The 20,502-nt window shown below is 69.6% G+C and carries 20 protein-coding genes and 1 tRNA gene; 9 read left to right on the top strand and 12 right to left on the bottom strand.

Annotation, left to right across the window (positions count from 1 at the left end; translation table 11 throughout):
* Nucleotides 1-39: 39 nt before the first annotated feature.
* The 4 genes from ABZ707_RS12385 to ABZ707_RS12370 all read right to left on the bottom strand — a co-directional run bounded on the left by ABZ707_RS12385 (nucleotide 40) and on the right by ABZ707_RS12370 (nucleotide 3,508).
* On the bottom strand, nucleotides 40-384 hold the full coding sequence (locus ABZ707_RS12385) for a rhodanese-like domain-containing protein (RefSeq protein ID WP_360172015.1): 345 nt from the start codon (nucleotides 382-384) through the stop codon (nucleotides 40-42).
* Between the two features lie 53 nt (nucleotides 385-437).
* Nucleotides 438-1,262 (bottom strand): J domain-containing protein, encoded by an 825-nt coding sequence (locus ABZ707_RS12380; RefSeq protein WP_360172012.1) that lies wholly within the window; start codon nucleotides 1,260-1,262, stop codon nucleotides 438-440.
* A 147-nt stretch (nucleotides 1,263-1,409) separates the two neighbouring features.
* On the bottom strand, nucleotides 1,410-2,918 hold the full coding sequence (locus tag ABZ707_RS12375) for a DUF2252 domain-containing protein (protein ID WP_360172010.1): 1,509 nt from the start codon (nucleotides 2,916-2,918) through the stop codon (nucleotides 1,410-1,412).
* Between the two features lie 239 nt (nucleotides 2,919-3,157).
* The gene (locus tag ABZ707_RS12370; protein WP_360172007.1) at nucleotides 3,158-3,508 is read right to left on the bottom strand and encodes a helix-turn-helix domain-containing protein; all 351 of its coding nucleotides are present in this window, start codon (nucleotides 3,506-3,508) and stop codon (nucleotides 3,158-3,160) included.
* A 131-nt stretch (nucleotides 3,509-3,639) separates the two neighbouring features.
* Between ABZ707_RS12370 and ABZ707_RS12365 the strand changes: the two genes are divergently transcribed.
* Nucleotides 3,640-4,254, top strand: coding sequence for an NAD(P)H-dependent oxidoreductase (locus ABZ707_RS12365; protein WP_360172004.1), 615 nt, complete (start codon nucleotides 3,640-3,642; stop codon nucleotides 4,252-4,254).
* A gap of 235 nt (nucleotides 4,255-4,489) precedes the next feature.
* On the opposite strand, the gene ABZ707_RS12360 is transcribed toward ABZ707_RS12365, so the two are convergent.
* Nucleotides 4,490-4,573: transfer RNA gene (locus ABZ707_RS12360), tRNA-Leu, on the bottom strand.
* A 313-nt stretch (nucleotides 4,574-4,886) separates the two neighbouring features.
* Between ABZ707_RS12360 and ABZ707_RS12355 the strand changes: the two genes are divergently transcribed.
* The 7 genes from ABZ707_RS12355 (at nucleotide 4,887) to ABZ707_RS12325 (ending at nucleotide 14,252) form a co-directional block, all read left to right on the top strand.
* The gene (locus ABZ707_RS12355) at nucleotides 4,887-5,726 is read left to right on the top strand and encodes a DUF3662 and FHA domain-containing protein (RefSeq protein ID WP_360172001.1); all 840 of its coding nucleotides are present in this window, start codon (nucleotides 4,887-4,889) and stop codon (nucleotides 5,724-5,726) included.
* Between the two features lie 10 nt (nucleotides 5,727-5,736).
* Entirely contained in the window at nucleotides 5,737-6,249 is a 513-nt protein-coding gene (locus tag ABZ707_RS12350; RefSeq protein WP_319679210.1) for an FHA domain-containing protein, read from the top strand.
* Between the two features lie 141 nt (nucleotides 6,250-6,390).
* Nucleotides 6,391-7,896 carry a PP2C family serine/threonine-protein phosphatase gene (locus tag ABZ707_RS12345; protein ID WP_360171998.1) on the top strand — a complete coding sequence of 502 codons (1,506 nt, stop codon included), beginning with the start codon at nucleotides 6,391-6,393 and terminating at the stop codon, nucleotides 7,894-7,896.
* A gap of 29 nt (nucleotides 7,897-7,925) precedes the next feature.
* Nucleotides 7,926-9,338, top strand: a complete 1,413-nt coding sequence (locus ABZ707_RS12340; RefSeq protein WP_360171995.1) for an FtsW/RodA/SpoVE family cell cycle protein — start codon at nucleotides 7,926-7,928, stop codon at nucleotides 9,336-9,338.
* On the top strand, nucleotides 9,335-10,801 hold the full coding sequence (locus ABZ707_RS12335) for a penicillin-binding protein 2 (protein WP_360171992.1): 1,467 nt from the start codon (nucleotides 9,335-9,337) through the stop codon (nucleotides 10,799-10,801). Before ABZ707_RS12340 ends, ABZ707_RS12335 begins: the two co-directional genes overlap by 4 nt.
* 168 nt (nucleotides 10,802-10,969) lie before the next feature.
* Nucleotides 10,970-12,943 (top strand): Stk1 family PASTA domain-containing Ser/Thr kinase, encoded by a 1,974-nt coding sequence (gene pknB / locus ABZ707_RS12330; RefSeq protein ID WP_360171989.1) that lies wholly within the window; start codon nucleotides 10,970-10,972, stop codon nucleotides 12,941-12,943.
* 247 nt (nucleotides 12,944-13,190) lie between these two features.
* Nucleotides 13,191-14,252 carry a restriction endonuclease gene (locus ABZ707_RS12325; protein WP_360171986.1) on the top strand — a complete coding sequence of 354 codons (1,062 nt, stop codon included), beginning with the start codon at nucleotides 13,191-13,193 and terminating at the stop codon, nucleotides 14,250-14,252.
* Between the two features lie 69 nt (nucleotides 14,253-14,321).
* On the opposite strand, the gene ABZ707_RS12320 is transcribed toward ABZ707_RS12325, so the two are convergent.
* The 5 genes from ABZ707_RS12320 to ABZ707_RS12300 all read right to left on the bottom strand — a co-directional run bounded on the left by ABZ707_RS12320 (nucleotide 14,322) and on the right by ABZ707_RS12300 (nucleotide 18,174).
* Nucleotides 14,322-15,089 carry a class E sortase gene (locus ABZ707_RS12320; RefSeq protein ID WP_360171983.1) on the bottom strand — a complete coding sequence of 256 codons (768 nt, stop codon included), beginning with the start codon at nucleotides 15,087-15,089 and terminating at the stop codon, nucleotides 14,322-14,324.
* A gap of 37 nt (nucleotides 15,090-15,126) precedes the next feature.
* Nucleotides 15,127-16,476, bottom strand: coding sequence for a class E sortase (locus ABZ707_RS12315; RefSeq protein ID WP_360171980.1), 1,350 nt, complete (start codon nucleotides 16,474-16,476; stop codon nucleotides 15,127-15,129).
* Nucleotides 16,473-17,114 (bottom strand): aminodeoxychorismate/anthranilate synthase component II, encoded by a 642-nt coding sequence (locus tag ABZ707_RS12310; RefSeq protein ID WP_360171977.1) that lies wholly within the window; start codon nucleotides 17,112-17,114, stop codon nucleotides 16,473-16,475. Before ABZ707_RS12310 ends, ABZ707_RS12315 begins: the two co-directional genes overlap by 4 nt.
* Nucleotides 17,111-17,284, bottom strand: coding sequence for a hypothetical protein (locus ABZ707_RS12305; RefSeq protein WP_319679219.1), 174 nt, complete (start codon nucleotides 17,282-17,284; stop codon nucleotides 17,111-17,113). The genes ABZ707_RS12310 and ABZ707_RS12305 overlap by 4 nt, the downstream gene beginning before the upstream one ends.
* A gap of 122 nt (nucleotides 17,285-17,406) precedes the next feature.
* Complete coding sequence (locus ABZ707_RS12300; RefSeq protein ID WP_360171973.1) at nucleotides 17,407-18,174, bottom strand: DUF881 domain-containing protein; 768 nt, start codon at nucleotides 18,172-18,174, stop codon at nucleotides 17,407-17,409.
* A 142-nt stretch (nucleotides 18,175-18,316) separates the two neighbouring features.
* Here ABZ707_RS12300 and crgA point away from each other — a divergent pair, with 142 nt between their 5' ends.
* Nucleotides 18,317-18,574: a cell division protein CrgA gene (gene crgA, locus ABZ707_RS12295; protein WP_360171970.1), complete on the top strand. Its 258-nt coding sequence runs from the start codon at nucleotides 18,317-18,319 to the stop codon at nucleotides 18,572-18,574.
* Between the two features lie 320 nt (nucleotides 18,575-18,894).
* Here the strand turns inward: crgA and ABZ707_RS12290 are convergent, their stop codons facing one another.
* On the bottom strand, nucleotides 18,895-19,803 hold the full coding sequence (locus ABZ707_RS12290) for a rhomboid family intramembrane serine protease (protein WP_360171967.1): 909 nt from the start codon (nucleotides 19,801-19,803) through the stop codon (nucleotides 18,895-18,897).
* 123 nt (nucleotides 19,804-19,926) lie between these two features.
* Complete coding sequence (locus ABZ707_RS12285; protein WP_360171964.1) at nucleotides 19,927-20,454, bottom strand: peptidylprolyl isomerase; 528 nt, start codon at nucleotides 20,452-20,454, stop codon at nucleotides 19,927-19,929.
* Nucleotides 20,455-20,502 lie beyond the last annotated feature (48 nt).

Here is a 20,502-nt window from a genome sequence, read left to right as displayed (position 1 = left end):
CGGGTCCGGGTCGGCCGACCCGGACCGCGCGGACCGGTCTCAGAGGACGAACGCCGGGCCGCCGTTGTCGGTGACCACCGGACGCCCGGCGCCGTCCCAGGCGAGCATGCCGCCCTCCACGTTCACCGCGTCGATGCCCTGCTGCACCAGATACTGGGTGACCTGCGCGGAGCGGCCGCCGACCCGGCACATCACATAGGCCGTGCGGCCCCCGGCCACCGCCTCGGTCACCTCTCCGAAACGGGCCACGAAGTCACTCATCGGGACATGCAGCGCGCCCTCGACATGACCGGCCGCCCACTCGTCGTCCTCCCGGACGTCCAGCACCAGTCCGTCGGACGGGACCGCCGCGACATCGACCGCGGGCAGCGGGGCGGAATTCATGGGCGTTGCCTTCTCTCGTCATGACGGGCGGAAACCAGTGGCCTCCGGAAAACCTACTGCACGAGCCGGGACAGTTCCGTCTCGCGCCCGGCGACCTCCGCCAGCAACTGCTCGGCGATCTCCTCCAGCAGCCGGTCGGGGTCGTCGGGCGCCATCCTGAGCATGGCTCCGATGGCGCTCTGCTCCAGCTCCTGGGCGACCAGCGTCAGCATCTCCTTGCGCTGCGACAGCCACTCCAGCCGGGCATAGAGCTCCTCGCTCTCGCTCAGCCGGGGCGCCCGCGGCGCGGGCCCCGCCGCCCACTCGCCGGCAAGCTCCCGCAGCAGCGGCTCGTCCCCGCGGGCATAGGCGGCGTTGACACGCGTGATGAATTCCTCACGCCGTGCCCGCTCCGTCTCGTCCTGCGCCAGATCCGGGTGCGCCTTGCGCACCAGATCGCGGTAGAGCTTGCGGGCCTCGTCGCTCGGCCGGACCCGCGCGGGCGGGCGTACGGGCTGATCGGTCAGCATCGCCGCCGCCTCCGGCGACAGCCCCTCCGAGTCGAGCCAATCGTGGAAGAGCTCCTCCACACCGGGCATCGGCTGCACCAGCGCCCGGGCCTCGCGGGCCTTGCGCGCGTCCTCGGGATCACCGCTGCGGGCCGCCCGGGCCTCCGCGATCATCGCGTCCAGCTCGTCCAGCCGGGCGTACATCGGGCCGAGCCGCTGGTGATGCAGCCGGGAGAAGTTCTCCACCTCGATCCGGAAGGTCTCCAGCGCGATCTCGAACTCGATCAGAGCCTGCTCCGCGGCGCGCACGGCCTTCTCCAGCCGCGCCTCGGGCCGCAGCGCGTCCGCCGCGTCCGACGCCGCTCCGTGTACCGAGCCCGCCCCGCTCACGCCTGCCGCCTTCGCGCGTCGCGTCGCGTCCGGCACATCTCGTACGTCCTGCTCGTCGTCATTACGGATCGTCAGCTCCCCGGGGCGTCATGCGTCACCCGTCCAGCGTACGGGTGATCGCCGGGGTCCCGGCCCCGCCCCGCGCCGTCACACCCCGAGCTCGGCGGCTATCCGCCCGCTCCTGACGGCTGAGACCAGCTCGGCGTGATCCGCCTCCGTACGGTCCGCGTACGCCACGGCGAAGGCCGCCACTGCCTCGTCCAGCTCCTCGTTCTTGCCGCAGTACCCCGCGACCAGGCGCGGGTCCACGCTGTGCGCGTGGGCCCTGGCCAGCAGCGCTCCCGTCATCCGTCCGTAGTCGTCGATCTGGTCGGCCGGCAGCGCCGTCGGGTCCACGCTCCCCTTCCGATTCCTGAACTGCCGTACCTGATAGGGCCTGCCCGCGGCGGTCGTCCAGCCCAGCAAAGTGTCGCTCACCACCTGCATCCGCTTCTGGCCGAGCACCACGCGGCGTCCCTCGTGCTCCGCCCGCGGCGCCTCGAAGCCGACGGCCGGCAGATGCGGCAGCAGCGCCGACGCCCGCGCCTCCTTCACCTGGAGCACCAGCGGCTCGCCCAGGTGGTCGGCGAGCAGCACCACGTACGAGCGCGTCCCGACGCTGCCGGTGCCGACCACGCGGAAGGCCACATCGTGGATCGCGTACCGCGCGAGCAGTGGCAGCCGGTCCTCGGAGAGGGTGCCCAGATACTCCTCCAGCGACGCCGCCACCGCTGCCGCCTCCCCGTCGGGCACCCGCCGCAGCACGGGCGGCGCGTCGACGAAGCGCAGCGAGGACCCCCCGCCGGAGCCGCTCTCGTCCGGCACCAGCACCGTCGACCTGGCCGCGAACCGCGCGCTGGTGTTCCTGCGGGCCTTCTCCGACACCCGCTCCAGCGTGCCGGCCAGATCACGGGCGTCCGCGTGGGAGACGAGCTCCTCGTCCGCGATCGCGTTCCACGCGTCCAGCGCGGGCAGCTTCGCCAGCAGCCGCATGGTGCGCCGGTAGGAGCCCACCGCGTCGTGCGCGCCGCGCCGGCAGGTGTCCTCGTCCGCGCCCGCCTCTCGGCCGGCCAGCACCAGCGAGGTGGCGAGCCGCTTGACGTCCCACTCCCAGGGGCCGGCCACGGTCTCGTCGAAGTCGTTCAGATCGATGACGAGCCGACCGCGCGCGTCCCCGTACAGGCCGAAGTTGGCGGCGTGCGCGTCGCCGCAGATCTGTGTGCCGATGCCGGTGACCGGGGTGCCCGTCAGGTCGTACGCCATCAGTCCGGCGGCGCCGCGCATAAAGGCGAAGGGAGTCGCGGCCATCCGTCCGACCCGGAGCGGGACCAGACCCGGCACCCGGTCGCGGCTGGACTCCTCGACGGCCCGCACGGCGTCGGGCCGCTGCGCGGCGAACACCACCGAATCGTGCGAGGAGCGCGGCACCCTGGCCCGCAGCGCCTTCCCCAGCCCCTTGGGGGTCCGTGCGTCGACGGGGACCCCTCCGGGGCCCCGCCCGCCCGCCAGACGGTGCACGGCCTCGCCCGTACGCGGCGCGAAGCCCGGCACCACCGGAACGCGTCCGTCTCCGGAATCCGCCCGCCGACCGGGCTCCACCGATTCGACCTCGCCCATGATGTGCGGCCTCCCCCGTGCTCGTGCAACATCAACTGTCCACGACGGTACCCCCGGCCGGGACAGCCGTCTTCCCCTGTGGACAACGGCCTGTGGACAACTCAATGTCCGGCCCCCTCAGCGGCGGAAAGAGCCCCGACCGGCCCCTGTCAGCGGCAGGAAGAGCCCGCCAACCTGGTGCTGCCACGGCCGGTCCTGGTGCGACGGCCCAAGGGCTCGGGGCCCGGAACGGCCCCGCGTCAGCAGCCCTTCTCGGCGCTCTCCCGGAGATAGGACTCGGCCCACAGCGAGAGTTCCTTCAGGGCCGGTTCCATCGCCGCCCCGGCCGCCGTCAGCCGGTACGCGACCCGCAGGGGCGGTCCCTCGTCGACCTCCCGCACGACCAGTCCGGCCGTGCCGAGCTCGGTGAGCCGGTCCGACAGCATGCGTTCGCTGATGCCCGGGATCGCCCGCCGAAGCTCCGCGAAGTAGACCGCCCGCTCCATGAGCACGGAAATGATCGGTCCGGTCCACCGCTTGCCCAGCAGCTCGAAGACGCGCGTGATGCTCACGTCCACCCTCTTGCACGCTTCCTCGCTGTGGTCAGCCATGCCTACAGAGTACCGGCCCCCGTGAAGGAGATGAAAAAAAGTAAGCGACTATGTTATCTATAGGTACGAACGGAAACACCGTCCCCGCGCCACCATCGGTGCGGATCCCCCACGCACCCATGGAGAACGTCATGGCCACGCTTCTGCACATCGACTCCGCCGTCTTCCCCGAGGGCTCCGCCTCGCGCGACATCACCGCCGAGTTCGTCCGCTCCTGGCAGGAACAGCACCCCGAGGGCAAGGTCGTCTACCGCGATCTCGCCGCCACCCCGCTGCCCCACCTGGACGTCACGGCCGTCGTCGCCGGCGCGGAGAACGCGCTGCGCGCCGAGCTCGCCGCCGAGCTGGCCGAGGCGGACGCCGTGCTGATCGGCGCGCCGATGTACAACTTCACGATCCCGTCCACGCTGAAGGCCTGGCTCGACCAGGTGATCATCGTCGGCCACAACGCGGGACCCGACAGCACGCTGGCGAACACCCCGTTCACCATCGTCGCCAGCCGCGGCGGCTCCTACGCGCCCGGCACCCCGCGCGAGGAGTTCGAGTTCGTCCAGACCTATCTGGAGAAGGTCCTGACGGGCATGTTCGGCGCCACCGAGATCGACTTCATCGTGCCCGAGCTCACCCTGGCCCACTCGAAGCCCGAGATGGCCGACTTCATCCCGCTCGCCGAGGCGTCCCGCACAAAGGCGCGCGAAGAGGCGACCCAGAAGGCCAAGGCCCTCGCCGCCCGCCTCGCGGCCTGATTCCGCCACGGGGCGGACCGGGCCGACCGGGCCCTGCCGGTCCGCCCACCTGAGCGATGAGACATGCCTCCCACCGGGCCGAGCCCCGGCGGGAGGCATGTCTCACGCCGGTTTTGCGCCAAGGCGGTCCGGACACGGCCGATGCGCGCGGGACATCAGGACGTAAGGACACAACCAGGACACAATGTCGCAACGAAAAGCCCCGCAGGTCCGAGGACCTGCGGGGCTTCATCGGTGCGCGAGGGGGGAGTTGAACCCCCACGCCCTTTCGGGCACTGGAACCTGAATCCAGCGCGTCTGCCTATTCCGCCACCCGCGCATTGGGTGTGTCGTTCGGTGCCTCACCTGCTGGTGTGTGCTCCTGGCGACATCGAGAAGATTAGCACGGTGACGAGGGTGGATTCACATCCGTTGTTTCGGCTACCCGAAGGGAGACCAGGGAACGAAGGACGGCCGCACCCACTCCTCCTCGGTGGACCCGGGGTGCGGGACACTGTCATGAGTGCGCCTCTACGATCCGTGTGAGAGGTGACACTCATCGACGGGCCAGACAAGGGGAACCAGCCGATTTCCCGACGCGTGGATACGATCAGTAAGCAGTACCAGGACGCCAACGACGGAGGAGGTGCCCCATGGGAGTCATGAAGCGTTTCGAACAGCGTCTCGAAGGTTTGGTCAACGGCACCTTCGCGAAGGTGTTCAAGTCGGAGGTCCAGCCCGTCGAGATCGCGGGTGCCCTCCAGCGCGAGTGCGACAACAACGCGACGATCTGGAATCGCGAACGGACCGTCGTCCCCAACGACTTCATCGTGGAGCTGAGCACGCCCGACTACGAGCGCCTCAGCCCGTACTCCGGCCAGCTCGGTGACGAACTGTCCGGGCTGGTCCGCGATTACGCGAAGCAGCAGCGCTACACCTTCATGGGCCCGATCAAGGTCCATCTGGAGAAGGCCGAGGACCTCGACACCGGTCTCTACCGGGTGCGCAGCCGCACCCTGGCGTCGAGTACGTCACAGGCCCACGCTCCCGAGCGCGGCCCCGCCGCGCACGCCGCCCCCCAGGGCGGCGCTCCCGGCGGCTACGGCTACCCGCCCGCCGCGGTGCCCCCCATGCCGGCCTCCCCGCCTCCCGGCGGCGGCCACTCGCCCGCCGGGGGCCGCGTGCCCCCCGGCCCCGGCGCGACGCACGGCCAGGTACGGCGCTGGATCGAGATCAACGGCACCAGGCACCAGATGTCCCGTGCGACGCTGGTGCTCGGCCGCAGCACCGACGCGGACGTACGGATCGACGACCCCGGCGTATCGCGCCGCCACTGCGAGATCCGCAGCGGAACACCCTCGACCATCCAGGACCTCGGTTCCACCAACGGCATCGTGGTAGACGGACAGCACACCACCCGCGCTACGCTCCGCGACGGCTCGCGGATCGTCGTGGGCAATACCACCATCGTTTTCAGGCAAGCCGAAGGGTGAAGCGGGGGCAATGTCAGAGCTGACCCTGACGGTCATGCGGCTAGGTTTTCTGGCCGTTCTGTGGCTGTTCGTGATCGTGGCCGTCCAGGTCATCCGCAGCGACCTGTTCGGAACACGCGTCACGCAGCGCGGCTCACGCCGCAGCGGCGACGCCCGCCCGCAGCAGGCCCGCCAGACCCCGGCGCCGCCTCAGCAGCGCCAGCAGCAGGGAGCCCGGCAGCGCCGCGGCGCGCCGACCAAGCTGGTCGTCTCCGAGGGCACGCTCACCGGCACCACGGTGGCGCTCCAGGGGCAGACGATCACGCTGGGCCGCGCGCACGACTCAACGATCGTGCTGGACGACGACTACGCGTCCAGCAGGCATGCCAGGATCTACCCGGACCGTGACGGCCAGTGGATCGTCGAGGATCTCGGGTCCACCAACGGCACGTATCTCGACCGGACCCGACTCACCACCCCGACACCGATTCCGCTGGGCGCTCCGATTCGCATCGGCAAGACCGTCATCGAGCTGCGGAAGTAGTACGACAATGAGCGAGCGGAGCGAGCGAGCCGCGGCGGTACCGACAGCGGACCGCGGCAGGCTCCCGACCGGAGGGTGGGCAGTGTGGCTCGAGACCGGCTGGCGCGACAGTCGACGGGCGAGCCGACGGGCGAGGTGCGCATGAGTCTGTCTCTGCGCTTCGCCGCCGGATCGCACAAAGGCATGATCCGGGAGGGGAACGAGGACTCCGGCTACGCCGGGCCCCGGCTGCTCGCCATCGCCGACGGCATGGGTGGCCAGGCCGCCGGCGAGGTCGCCTCCTCCGAGGTGATCTCCACCCTCGTCCAGCTCGACGACGACGTGCCGGGATCGGACATCCTCACCTCGCTCGGCACCGCCGTGCAGCGCGCCAACGACCAGCTACGGGTCATGGTCGAGGAAGACCCCCAGCTCGAGGGCATGGGCACCACGCTCACCGCCCTCCTGTGGACCGGCCAGCGGCTCGGCCTCGTCCATGTCGGCGACTCCCGCGCCTATCTGCTGCGCGACGGCGTACTGACCCAGATCACCCAGGACCACACCTGGGTGCAGCGGCTGGTCGACGAGGGCCGGATCACCGAGGAAGAAGCCACCACCCATCCGCAGCGCTCCCTGCTGATGCGCGCGCTGGGCAGCGGCGACCACGTCGAGCCCGACCTGTCCATCCGTGAGGTCCGCGTCGGCGACCGCTACCTGATCTGCTCGGACGGCCTCTCCGGCGTCGTCTCCCACCAGACGATGGAGGAGACCCTCGCCGGGTACCACGGCCCGCAGGAGACCGTGCAGGCCCTCATCCAGCTCGCGCTGCGCGGCGGCGGCCCCGACAACATCACCTGCATCGTCGCCGACGTCCTGGACGTCGAGTCCAACGACACCCTGGCCGGCCAGCTCAACGACACCCCGGTCGTCGTCGGCGCGGTCGCCGAGAACCAGCACCCGCTGAACACCGCGGAGAACGCCGCCGCGATGCAGACTCCCGCGGGCCGCGCCGCCGGCCTCGGCCGCGCCGTCCCGCAGCAGCCCGCCGGCGCCTTCGGGCCGCCCGGCAGCGGCGACGCGGGCTACGACGGCATGCCCCCCGAGGGCGGCTTCGGCGCCTACAGCGACGAGGACTTCGTCAAGCCCCGCCAGGGCGGCAGGTGGCTCAAGAGATCGTTCTACGTCGTGCTCGCGCTCGCCGTCGTCGGCGGCGGCCTGTACGGCGGCTACCGCTGGACCCAGACCCAGTACTACGTCGGCGCCAACGAACAGCACGTCGCGCTCTACCGGGGCATCAGCCAGGACCTCGCCTGGCTCTCGCTCTCGAAGGTCGAGACCGACCACCCCGAGATCGAACTCAAGTACCTGCCGCAGTACCAGCGCAAGCAGGTCGAGGCCACCATCGCCGAGGGCAACCTCGGCAGCGGACGGGACAAGATCCAGGAACTCGCCGTCCAGGCATCGGCCTGCAAGAAGGACGAGCAGCGCCGGCAGGCGGACCGCGAAGCCGACGTGGTCACCGACGAGGCACAGGCCGGCTCACCGACGACCGGCACGGATCCCTCCGGCAGCACCACCGACACCAAGCCGAAAGCAGCGACTCCCACTCCGGGCCCCAGCCTCTCGGAAGAGGAGCAGAAAGTGGCCTCGAACTGCGGGAAGCAGTAGAAGCCGGCCGTAGGGGGCCTTTCACCACCATGAGCGTTGTCACCAATACGACCACCATCGGCGCGATCGAAGCACCGAGCCGCCGCAACACCGAACTCGGCCTGCTCGCCTTCGCCGTCGTCATCCCGGTGTTCGCCTACCTGAACGTGGGGCTCGCCCTCGACGGCAAAGTGCCCACGGGGATGCTCGGCTACGGGCTCGGCCTCGGCCTGCTCGCCGGCGTCGCCCACCTCGTGGTGCGCAAATTCGCCCCGTACGCCGACCCGCTGCTGCTGCCGCTGGCCACCCTGCTCAACGGCCTCGGGCTGGTGCTGATCTGGCGTCTCGACCAGTCACCGCGGCTCATCCGGCGCGCCGAGCGGCTGTTCGGCTCGTACAGCGCCGACGCGCCCAAGCAGCTTCTGTACTCGGCGATGGGCATCGCGCTCTTCGCGGCCGTGCTGATGCTCCTCAGAGACCACCGCATCCTGCAGCGCTACACCTACATCTCCATGGCCATCGGTCTGGTGCTGCTGATCCTGCCCATGTTCTTCCCCGCCGTGAACGGCGCGAAGATCTGGATCAGCATCGGCGGTTTCACCATCCAGCCCGGTGAGTTCGCCAAGATCGTCATCGCGATCTTCTTCTCCGGCTATCTGATGGTGAAGCGCGACGCCCTGGCCCTCGCCAGCCGCCGCTTCATGGGCCTCTACCTGCCGCGCGGCCGCGACCTGGGCCCCATCCTCGCCATCTGGGGCCTCTCGATCCTCATCCTGGTCTTCGAGACGGACCTCGGCACCTCGCTGCTCTTCTTCGGCCTCTTCGTGGTCATGCTGTACGTCGCCACCGAGCGCACGAGCTGGATCGTCTTCGGCCTGCTGATGTCGGTCGGCGGAGCCGTCGGCGTCGCCTCCTTCGAATCGCACGTCCAGGCCCGCGTCAACGCCTGGCTCGACCCCTTCGCCTGCTACGAGACGGACGGCGCCTGCCAGCAGATCGGCGACGCGCTGCTGTCCTTCGGCTCCGGCGGCACCCTCGGCACCGGACTCGGCCAGGGCAACTCCGACCTCATCGGCTTCGCCGCCAACGCCGACTTCATCCTCACCACCGTCGGTGAGGAGTTCGGCCTCGCCGGCACCATGGCGTTCCTGCTGATCTACGGGCTGATCGTGGAGCGGGGCGTACGCACCGCCCTCGCCGCCCGCGACCCCTTCGGCAAGCTCCTCGCCATCGGCCTCTCCGGCGCCTTCGCCATCCAGGTCTTCGTGGTCGCCGGCGGCGTCATGGGCCTGATCCCGCTGACCGGTATGACCATGCCGTTCGTCGCGTACGGCGGCTCCTCCGTACTCGCCAACTGGGCCCTGATCGGCATCCTCATCCGTATCAGCGACACCGCGCGCCGTCCCGCGCCGGCACCAGCCCCGTCACCCGACGCCGAGATGACCCAGGTGGTCCGACCGTGAACAAGCCGCTGCGACGCATCGCGATCTTCTGCGGGCTGCTCATCCTCGCCCTGCTGGTCCGGGACAACTGGCTCCAGTACGTCCGCGCCGACGAGCTGAACTCGCACGACTACAACCGCCGTGTCCTCATCGAGCGCTACAGCAACGAGCGCGGCAACATCATCGTCGACGGCAAGCCCATCACCGGCTCCGTCAAGACGGACGACACCGACTTCGTCTACAAGCGCACCTACATCGACGGCCCCATGTGGGCCCCCGTCACCGGCTACGCCTCACAGGCCTTCGACGCCAACCAGATCGAGAAGATCGAGGACGGCATCCTCACCGGCAACGACGACCGGCTGTTCTTCGACCGCACCATGGCGATGTTCACCGGCAAGGCCAAGCGCGGCGGCAATGTCGTCACCACCCTCAGCGGCGCCGCCCAGAAGGCCGCCTTCGAGGGCCTCGGGGACAAGAAGGGCGCCGTCGCCGCCATCGAGCCGCAGACGGGCAAGATCCTGGCGCTGGCCTCCACCCCCAGCTACGACCCCGCCTCCTTCGCCGGCAACAGCGACAAGGACACCAAGGCCTGGGTCTCGCTGGACAAGAAGAACAACCCCGACGACCCGATGCTCAACCGCGCACTGCGCCAGACCTACCCGCCCGGCTCCACCTTCAAGGTCGTCACCGCGGCCGCGGCCCTGGAGCACGGCAAGGTCACCGACATCGACGCACCGACCGAGTCACCGCTCCCCTGGATCATGCCCGGCACCACCACGCCGCTGCAGAACGAGGGCAACATCCCCTGCAAGAACGCCACACTCCGCGAAGCGCTGCGCGTCTCCTGCAACACCGTCTTCGGCAAGATGGGCTCGGACCTCGGCAAGGAAAAGATGCTGGAGACCGCGAAGAAGTTCGGCTTCAACGAGGAGCAGTTCGTCCCGGTCCGCGCCTCCGCCTCGATCTTCCCCGAGAACATCGACCCCTCGCAGACCGCGCAGTCCGCCATCGGCCAGTTCGACACCCGCGCCACCCCGCTCCAGATGGCCATGGTCGCCGCCGCGGTCGCCAACGACGGCAAGCTGATGAAGCCGTACATGATCGACCAGCTCGGGGCGCCCAACCTCGACGTGCTCAGCAAGACCGAGCCCGAGGAGCTGAGCCGCCCCCTGACCCCGGAGCACGCACAGATGCTCCAGAGCATGATGGAGACGGTCGTCAAGACCGGCACCGGCGGCAACGCCCAGATCCCGAACGTGACGGTCGGTGGCAAGACCGGCACCGCCCAGCACGGCGAGAACAACAGCAAGAACCCCTACGCGTGGTTCATCTCGTACGCCAAGACGGACAACGGGTCCCCCGTCGCCGTCGCGGTCGTCGTCGAGGACAGCAGCGCCAGCCGTGACGACATCTCCGGCGGCGGCCTCGCCGCCCCCATCGCCAAGAACGTGATGAAGGCCGTCATCGACAGCAAGAAGTGACGCCGGTCACGGCCCACGTCCATAACCGCACAATGCGATACCGGTCGTATATCAGGTGACCGGTACGGGCGGAACGGATACGGCGTGCCCGGTAGCGTATGCGCGAACAGCACACCGCCGGACCACACACCGGTGCGGTCAGGACTGACGGAGAGGGCTGGAACAGTTATGGAAGAGCCGCGTCGCCTCGGCGGCCGGTACGAGCTGGGCTCGGTGCTCGGCCGTGGTGGCATGGCAGAGGTCTACCTCGCGCACGACACCCGGCTCGGCCGCACCGTCGCTGTGAAGACGCTGCGGGCCGATCTCGCCCGCGACCCGTCCTTCCAGGCCCGGTTCCGCCGTGAGGCCCAGTCGGCCGCCTCGCTCAACCACCCCGCGATCGTCGCGGTGTACGACACGGGCGAGGACTACCTCGACGGCGTCTCCCTCCCGTACATCGTGATGGAGCACGTCGACGGTTCCACCCTCCGCGAGCTGCTGCACTCCGGGCGCAGACTGCTGCCCGAGCGCACGCTGGAGATGACCGTCGGCATCCTGCAGGCCCTGGAGTACTCCCACCGCGCGGGCATCGTCCACCGCGACATCAAGCCGGCCAACGTCATGCTGACGCGCACCGGCCAGGTCAAGGTCATGGACTTCGGCATCGCCCGCGCCATGGGCGACTCCGGCATGACGATGACCCAGACCTCCGCCGTCATCGGCACCGCCCAGTACCTCTCTCCGGAGCAGGCCAAGGGCGAGCAGGTCGACGCGCGCTCCGACCTGTACTCCACCGGCTGCCTGCTCTACGAACTGCTCACGGTCAGGCCGCCCTTCGTCGGCGACTCCCCCGTCGCCGTCGCCTACCAGCACGTACGGGAAGAACCGCAGCCGCCGAGCGTCTACGACCCCGAGATCACGCCCGAGATGGACGCGATCGTGCTGAAGGCCCTCGTCAAGGACCCGGACTACCGCTACCAGTCCGCCGACGAGATGCGCGCCGACATCGAGGCATGCCTCGACGGCCAGCCCGTCGCGGCCACCGCCGCCATGGGCTCCGTCGGCTACGCGGGCGGTTACGGCGGCCACGACGAGCAGCCCACCGCGATGCGCCAGGCCGCCCCGGCCGGCCAGACGTCGATGCTCCCGCCGATGAACCCGGACGACGGCGGTTACAGCGGCTACGACGAGCGGCCCGGCAGCCGGCGCCGCCAGAAGAAATCCAACACCTCGACGATATTGCTCGTCGTCGCCGGCATCCTGGTGCTGGTCGGCGCGATCCTGATCGGCAAAGAGGTCTTCGGCGGCAAGGACGAGCCCATCCAGGTCTCCGTCCCGCAGCTCGTCGGCAAGACGGTCGCCGATGCCGAGAAACTCGCGAGCAACGCCAGTGTGAAGATCGCCGAGTCCGGCTCGGAGCGCTGCGAGGTGCCCAAGGGCTCCATCTGCAGCCAGACACCCGCGAGCGGCACGATGAACACGGGCGAGACCATCCAGATCGTCGTCTCCGAGGGCGCCCCGCAGGTCAAGGTCCCCGACGTCGTCGACAAGCAGGAAGAAAGCGCGACGGAGATCCTCCAGGCCGACGACTTCGAGGTCGAGACCAAGCAGGTCGAGTCGGACGAGGACCCCGGCACGGTGCTCAAGCAGGACCCGGCGGGCGGTTCGCAGGCCGAGAAGGGCACCAAGGTCACGCTGACGATCGCCAAGAACACCGAGATCCCGATTCCTCCGGTGGTCGGCCAGTCGTTCGACAACGCCAAGGGGCAGCTCGAAACGCTCGGGTTCACCGTGGTGCGGAACGACGTGGACTCCGACCAGCCCGCCAACCAGGTCGTCAAGCAGACCCCGGAGGGCAACTCCTCGGCCGCCAAGGGCAGCCAGATCACCCTGGAAGTCTCCAGGGGCCCGCAGCAGCCGCAGACAAAGCCCGTCCCGGACCTGCGGCTCAAGACGCTCGGCGAGGCCAAGGCGATGCTTCAGCAGGCCGGCCTGCAACTGGGCAATGTGCAGGGGCCGAAGGACGACAACGCCCGGATCCTCGGCCAGGACCAGCCCGCGGGACAGCAGGTCCCGCCGAACACGCCGATCAGCGTCACGACGGCCGACGGCGGCGGGGGCAACAACGGCGGCGGCTTCTTCGGCGGCCCGACCGGCGGCTGACACGGACAACCGCCCTCGTAGGCACACGAAAGCCCCGGCACCCGAACGCATGGGTGCCGGGGCTTTCGCGTGCGCGGACATCGGGGCGCGGACACCCCCGCAGAGATCCGGCGCGGACATCCGGGCGTCCAAACCATCTCAAGAACCATCGTGTCTTCATATGTCCCGACTCGTTGGGCTGAATGGGGTGGGGTGGCGAACTCCACTCCTGGCCACGCGGCCATCACCCGAAAGAGGGGGCAGGAGAATGATCAACGAGACGGTGCTGCTGGAGTCGAGGACGCTGCGCGACGGCGTCGCCGACCGGACGGATGTGCTCGACCGGGTCAAGGCACTGTCACTGCTGCCGGACGGCATGCATGTGACGACGGCGATGGTCGCCGCGTATTTCCACGTGGGCGTGAAGACGCTTGAGTCACTGGTGGAGGATCACCGGGAGGAACTGGAAGCCAACGGCTACCACGTGTTGACCGGCTCGCAACTGACCCTCTTCAAGAGGGCCTGTGGAATCCAGTCACGGTCCAAAGCCCTCGCGCTCTTCTCCCGCCGCGCCGTCCTGAATGTCGCCATGCTGCTCCGCGACAGCGACGTCGCACGTCAGGTGCGTACCTACCTGCTGGACATGGAGTACCTGGCCCGGACAGGGCCTGTGGAAAACTCTGTCCACAGGCCCCCGAGCGACCTCCATGACCGCAGCGGCACCGACCCGGCCGGCCTGGACGACCGCATCGACCGGCGCATCAGCGAGGTCCTCGGCACGACCGTCGTGCCCATGCTCAACGCCCTCATCGAGACCGCCGGCGAGCAGCGCCGCGCTCTCATCTCGGTCCGGGACGACATGCGGCGCGCGCAAGGAAAGCTCGCCCAACACACCCAGCGGCTGCACCGGCTGGAGCGTGCGCGGGAGCAGCGCCCGCTGGGCGGGGTCATGGCCGCGATGGACGCCATGAACTGGCGGGAGTTCGAGCAGCACATCGCGGGACTGCTGCGCCGCGACGGATGCACCGATGTCCGGGTGCACGGCGGCAGCGGTGATCGCGGCGCGGACATCACCGCGCACACCGCGGACGGCCGGCGCCTTGTCGTCCAGTGCAAGAACTTCGCGCCCCACCGGTCCGTCTGGAGCGGCGAAATGCAGAAGTTCGTCGGCACCATGACGCTCCATCACGCGGAGGCGGCGCTGTACGTGGCGACCTGCCCGTTCTCCCGCGAGGCGCGGGACATCGCCGTTCAGGCCGGGGTGACCGCCGTACACCGGGGTCTGCTGGAGGCCTGGAGCGCGGGGACGGCGCTGAACGTGCTGCGGTAGCCGCGCGCACGACAGAGGCCCGAAGTCGCAAGATCTGGTTGCGGCTTCGGGCCTCGCTCATCGTATCGCTCAGCGCAGCTCCGGCGGGGGCGTTCGGTTTGTGTCGACCTTCTCCGTGCGGTCGAGCTGGGCCCAGACGATATAGCGGTAGTCCGATGTGAAGATCGGTGTACAGGTCGTCAGGGTCAGATAGCGGCCCGGTGTGGTCTTGCCCGACTCCTCGGGGACCGGCTTCAGCACATCGACGTTGTACTTCGAGGTCTTCGGAAGCTCCTTGTAGACCTTGTAGATGTACCAGGTGTCGCGGGTCTCGAAGACGATCGCGTCACCCTTCTTGATCTTGTGGATGTTGTGGAACTTCGCGCCGTGGCCGTCGCGGTGCGCGGCCAGCGTGAAGTTGCCCTTCTCGTCCCAGGGCAGCGCCGACTTGACCGGTTCGGTGTAGTAGCCGGCGATGCCGTCGTTCAGCGACGCCGTGTCGGTGCCCTTCTTGACGAGGACCTCGCCGTTCTTCATCGCCGGGACGTGCAGGAAGCCGATGCCGTCCTTGGAGTCGAAGGTCCGTGGTGTGCCGTCGCGGCCGGGGGCCTGCGCCCAGTGGTGCCGTACGTCGTCGCCCTGCCTGGCGGCCTCGCGGTCGGCCAGGACATTCGTCCACCACAGCGAGTAGGCGACGAAGAGGCCCAGCACCACGCCCGCGGTGATGAGCAGCTCGCCGAAGACGCTGACCACGGCCGCGCCCCGGCTCCGGGGCCGGCGGACCGGCGCGGGAGCCGGCTCCGGGGCCGGCGGTCTCGGTGTGCCGGTCTGCCCGCCGTGCTCGGTCCTCGCTGCCACCGCAACCGTCCCCGTCCCTGTGGTGATGCCGGTCGTCTCAGCCGACGAGAGCGTCGGGCTTGCCCTTGCTGCGTGGCCGTTCCTCGACCATTTTGCCCCATACGATCATGCGATAGGTACTGGTGAACTCGGGCGTACAGGTCGTCAGCGTGATGTACCGGCCGGGCTCCGTGAACCCGGAACCCGGCGGCACCGGACGGATCACGCTCACATTCGACGGCGCGGTCTGCGGCAGGATGCTCGTCATGTCGTACGTGTAGTACGCGTCCTGCGTCTCGACGATGATCTCGTCGCCGGGCTTCAGCCGGTTGATGTAGCGGAACGGCTCGCCATGGGTGTTGCGGTGGCCCGCCACCGCGAAGTTGCCCTCTTTGTCGGAGGGCATCGCCGTCTTGAGGCTGCCCTCGCCGTAGTGGCCGACCATGCCGTGGTCGAGGACCTTCGCCTTGCTGATCCCCTCGGCGATCGGCACCACGACATCCAGCTTGGGGATGTGCATGATCGCGAATCCCTGACCCGGCTCGAAGGCGCCGGGCTGGCGGCCCTTCGCCCAGCCGTCCTGGATCTTGTTCGTCTGCTGCCCCGCGTACTGGTCGGCCCGGACATTCGTCCACCAGAGCTGGTAGGTCACGAACAGCAGCATCAACACACCGAAGGAGATGAAGAGTTCACCGACCGCCCGGCTGGCGATGACGGCCGGGCTCTCCTTGAGCGCCCGCGCGGCGCGGCGCGCCTCGACACGGGAGAGCGTCCTGGTGGGCGCGGGCGGCTGGGCCGGGCCCTGCTCCGCGCCGGCCTGCGGAGTCCCGGAACGCCTGCGGCCCCGGCCGCCCCTGGCCGCCTTGCGGCGTTCGGCGCGCCCGCCGGTACGCGGCTCGGCCTCGTCGCCGTCGGCGCCCGCTCCGGTCACCGAATCGACCGCCCGGTGCACCTCCGCCATCCGGAGGGCGACCGTCCGGTCGTCCAGCGGGAGATCGGGCTCGGCGGGCGCGGCGGGAACCTCCGTGGATATCGGGGCGGGGCCCGCCGGGGCGCCCTGCGCGGCCGTGTAGGGGGTCCCGGGGCCCTGCCACTCCGGCCGGCCGCCAGGCGCTCCCTGGGGCCCCTGAGGGGCCTGCGCCGCCTGCTGCGGGTGGTACTCGCCGGACCACAGGGGCCCCTCGGCGGCTTCCGGTGCCGGCCCCGGTCCTGCGCCCGGCCACGGCTCCTCGCGCGGCGCCCGGTGCCGCGCCTTCCGGACGGGCTCCGGGCGCTGTCCCGGGAGCGGATCGTTCAGCGGGTCCGCCAGACCATCCACCGCCGCCTCGAACGCGTCGGCGTCCCCGTACGCTCCCTGCTCGTACGAGGCTCCGTGACCGGCGTCGTGTTCGGGGCGGAGTGCCGTCACGCGAGCGCCGCCCCGCCAACCACCGGCGCCAGGCCCACCGAACGGCCCACCGCCCCGGGATCGCCGCACTGGGCGAGCCAGTTGGCCAGCATCAGGTGACCGTGCTCGGTGAGGACCGACTCGGGGTGGAACTGCACGCCCTCGACGGGCAGGTCACGGTGGCGTACGCCCATGATGATGCCGTCCGCCGTCCGCGCCGTGACTTCCAGTTCGGCCGGCAGCGCCTCGGGCTCCGCCGCGAGCGAGTGGTAGCGGGTGGCGGTGAACGGCGAGGGCAGCCCGGCGAAGACGCCCTTGCCCTCGTGCGTGACCAGGGACGTCTTGCCGTGCAGCAGCTCAGGAGCGCGGCCGACGACACCGCCGTACGCGACCGCCATCGACTGCATGCCGAGGCAGACGCCGAAGACGGGCACACCCGACACGGCGCAGTGGCGCACCATGTCGACGCACACACCGGCCTGTTCGGGGGTGCCGGGGCCGGGGGAGAGCAGGACGCCGTCGAAGCCGTCCTGGGCGTGCGAGGTGGCCACCTCGTCGTTGCGCAGCACCTCGCACTCGGCGCCGAGCTGGTACAGGTACTGGACGAGGTTGAAGACGAAGCTGTCGTAGTTGTCGACGACGAGGATGCGCGCGCTCATCCGGCGGCCCCCGATCCGTCGACCGTCACATCGTTGAACGGCAGCAGTGGCTCCGCCCACGGGAAGACGTACTGGAACAGCACATAGACGACGGCCAGTGCCAGCACGAGCGAGATCGCCGCCCGCAGCCATACGTTGCCCGGCAGATGCCGCCAGATCCAGCCGTACATGCTGTCCCTTCCGTTCGGTACCGCCCCGGGCGGTACGGCACCAGACTAAAGGGCCTCGGGGTCACATGGGCGGCGCATGGGGCAGCCGTACGGAGGTTCGGGTTTGCTGTTCGTCACAGCCGTCACCCGACCGGCTCCGCGTAGTGCAGATCAGCCGTGCCCGAATAGCCGGGGAGGGTCTCCCTGCCGTCGTCGTCGATCTTCCAGCCGAGGCCGTACGCCTTCACGTAGAGCAGGTAGTTCTGGATGGCCGGTGAGTCGGTGAGAGCCCGGCGGAGCCTGTCGCGGTCACCGACGGCGGTGATCTTGTACGGCGGGGAGTAGACGCGGCCCTGCAGAATCAGCGTGTTGCCCACGCACCGGACCGCGCTGGTGGAGATGAGCCGCTGGTCCATGACCCGGATGCCCCGGGCGCCGCCCTGCCACAGGGCGTTGACGACGGCCTGGAGGTCCTGCTGGTGGATCACGAGGTCATTGGGCTGGGGATCGGGGTAGCCGGGGTTGGCCGTGGCGTTCGGCGGGGCGTCGTCGAGGGTGACGGTGACCGCCTGGCCGGTGAGCCTGTTCGTGCCCACGGCGTCCTCCAGGGCGCGCAGCCTGGCGTTCTCGGCCTCGGTGGAGCCGTCGTCGCGGCGGACGAGGGTGTCGATCTCGCGCCGTACGGCCGCGGTGGTCTCGCCCAGCTCCGCGTTCTTCCGGTCGCGCTCGTGGATCAGGTCGGAGAGCTTCAGCAGCGAGGCGTCGGTCCGGATATTGGTGCCCTTGGCCGTGTTGAAGCTCGTCACGAAGATCAGGCCGGCCAGCGCGAAGACGGCGGCGGTGAGCAGCCGGACCGGCCGCCTGATCGGGCGGCGGACCGGCCCTCGGGGGGAGTCGGCGGAATTGCTCAACGTACCCTTATCTCCTTAGGCGCCGCGGAAGCACTACGCTAACGGACGCCCGGGGGCGGCGGTGTTCCCCCTGCTCTCCGTCCCGGCACCCCGTTACAGTTCCCCTGCGCGGTCACGCAGCGCATCGACAGGAGAGTCCCTCGTGCCGAAGTCACGTATCCGCAAGAAGGCCGACTTCACGCCGCCTCCGGCCCCGAAGCAGGCGACCAACATAAAGCTGACCAACCGGAGCTGGGTGGCTCCGGTGATGCTCGCCATGTTCCTGATCGGGCTGGCCTGGATCGTCGTCTTCTATGTGACCGAGGGCGATCTCCCGCTGGAGAGCTTCGGGAACTGGAACATCGTGGTCGGGTTCGGCTTCATCGCCGCCGGCTTCGGTGTCTCCACCCAGTGGAAGTAGCCGGTCCGTCCGCCTGTCGTCAAGCTCTGCCCTGACTTATCCACAGCGTTGTCCACAGCAGGGGAAAAGGTCTGACGATCTGTGGATAACTCCACGGGATGTTGACGCCGGTGTTACTGCACCGGGTTCTCCGGGCCTCCGCTATCCCCTTGTCGCCGCTGGTCAGACCCATACGGGCGACAAGGGGTACGGATGTTCCACACAGCGTGCACATGATCTGTTTCTCGCTGTGGACAACTTTGTGGGAACGGGCGGTTCTCGTGCCGTCACGCTCCGATGCGGGAGCGCCGGTGTCGGCGGCCCCCGCCCGCCCGCCGCGCTCAGGTCAGCGATGCCGTCCTGACGACGACGATCACGATCGCGGCCGCCAGCACCAGGGCCGTGGTGCCGTACTGCACCAGTGCCCGGTGCTCGCGCGGCGCGTGCATCATGCCGATGGCGATCAGAGTGCCCGCGACCAGGCCGCCCACATGCGCCTGCCAGGCGATGCCCGACCGGAAGCTGAAGAGCAGGTTCAGCACCAGGAGGACGATGACCGGCCGCATGTCGTAGTGGAGCCGGCGCACCACCACGGCGGTGGCTCCGAGCAGCCCGAAGATGGCGCCGGAGGCGCCCAGCGAGGGCCCGTTCGGCGGGGCGATGAGATAGGTGAGAGCGCTGCCCGCCAGGCCCGAGACCAGATAGAGCGCGAGAAACCGCACCCGGCCGAGCGCTGCCTCCAGCGGCCCGCCGAGCCACCACAGGCCGAGCATGTTGAAGGCGATGTGCCACACCTCCTGGTGCAGGAACACCGCGGTGAGCAGGCGGTACCACTCGCCGTCCGCGACACCGACGACCTGGCCGAGCTCGGGGTTGTAGGCGAGGCCGATCAGATCGAGGTCGGAGACGATCCTGCCGTGGTCACCGACGGCGAGCACGGCGACGAACACCGCGACATTGATGGCCAGCAGGATCTTGGTGAGCAGCCGGGGGTCGGCCGCGATCGTGCCGCCGGCGAGGGTGCGCGGCCGGGCGGCGGCCGGCGCGTGCCCCGTACCGGCACCCTGCCGGACACAGTCCGGGCACTGGAAACCAACCGAGGCGTTGACCATGCACTCGGGACAGATGGGGCGCTCGCAGCGGGTACAGCGAATGCCCGTCCGCCGGTCCGGATGCCGGTAGCAGCCCGGAGGGCCCTCGCCTGCGGCGGGCTGTTCCTGGGCTCCATGGCCTTCTGGCGGCTGCTCCATCGGTCCCCTCGGTCGTCGTGGGGCTGACGGCACACAGCGCACCGCCCCGCCCGTCCGGTATGTAACCACTACGGACGGGCAGGGCGGGAAGGTTCCCCGAACCGTGGAAACAGGCCCGGTCCGTCAGCGGGTCTCGACGACGACCGACTCGATCACCACGTCCTGCACCGGGCGGTCGGTGCGCGGGTTGGTCGGGGTGCCGATGATGGCGTCCACGACCTTCTTGCCGGCCTCGCTGCTGACCTCACCGAAGATGGTGTGCTTGCGGGTCAGCCAGGCGGTCGGCGACACCGTGATGAAGAACTGCGAGCCATTGGTACCCGGGCCGGCGTTGGCCATGGCCAGCAGGTACGGCTTGTCGAAGGCGAGGTCCGGGTGGAACTCGTCCTCGAACTCGTAGCCGGGGCCGCCGGTCCCGTTGCCCAGCGGGTCCCCGCCCTGGATCATGAAGCCGCTGATCACGCGGTGGAAGATGGTGCCGTCGTACAGCCGGTCCGTGGTCTTCTTACCGGTCTCCGGGTTGGTCCACTCCCGCTCGCCCTGCGCGAGCTCGACGAAGTTCCTGACCGTCTTCGGCGCGTGGTTCGGCAGGAGCCGGATCTCGATGTCGCCTTGGTTGGTCTTCAGGGTGGCGTAAAGCTGCTCGGCCACGATCTGCCTTCCGTAAGTCTTCTCTGACTCTCACGATCCTCGCACGGA

This window comes from Streptomyces sp. NPDC006923 (assembly GCF_040635655.1).
Taxonomy (GTDB): domain Bacteria; phylum Actinomycetota; class Actinomycetes; order Streptomycetales; family Streptomycetaceae; genus Streptomyces.
This window is presented reverse-complemented; position numbering and strand designations above follow the sequence as displayed.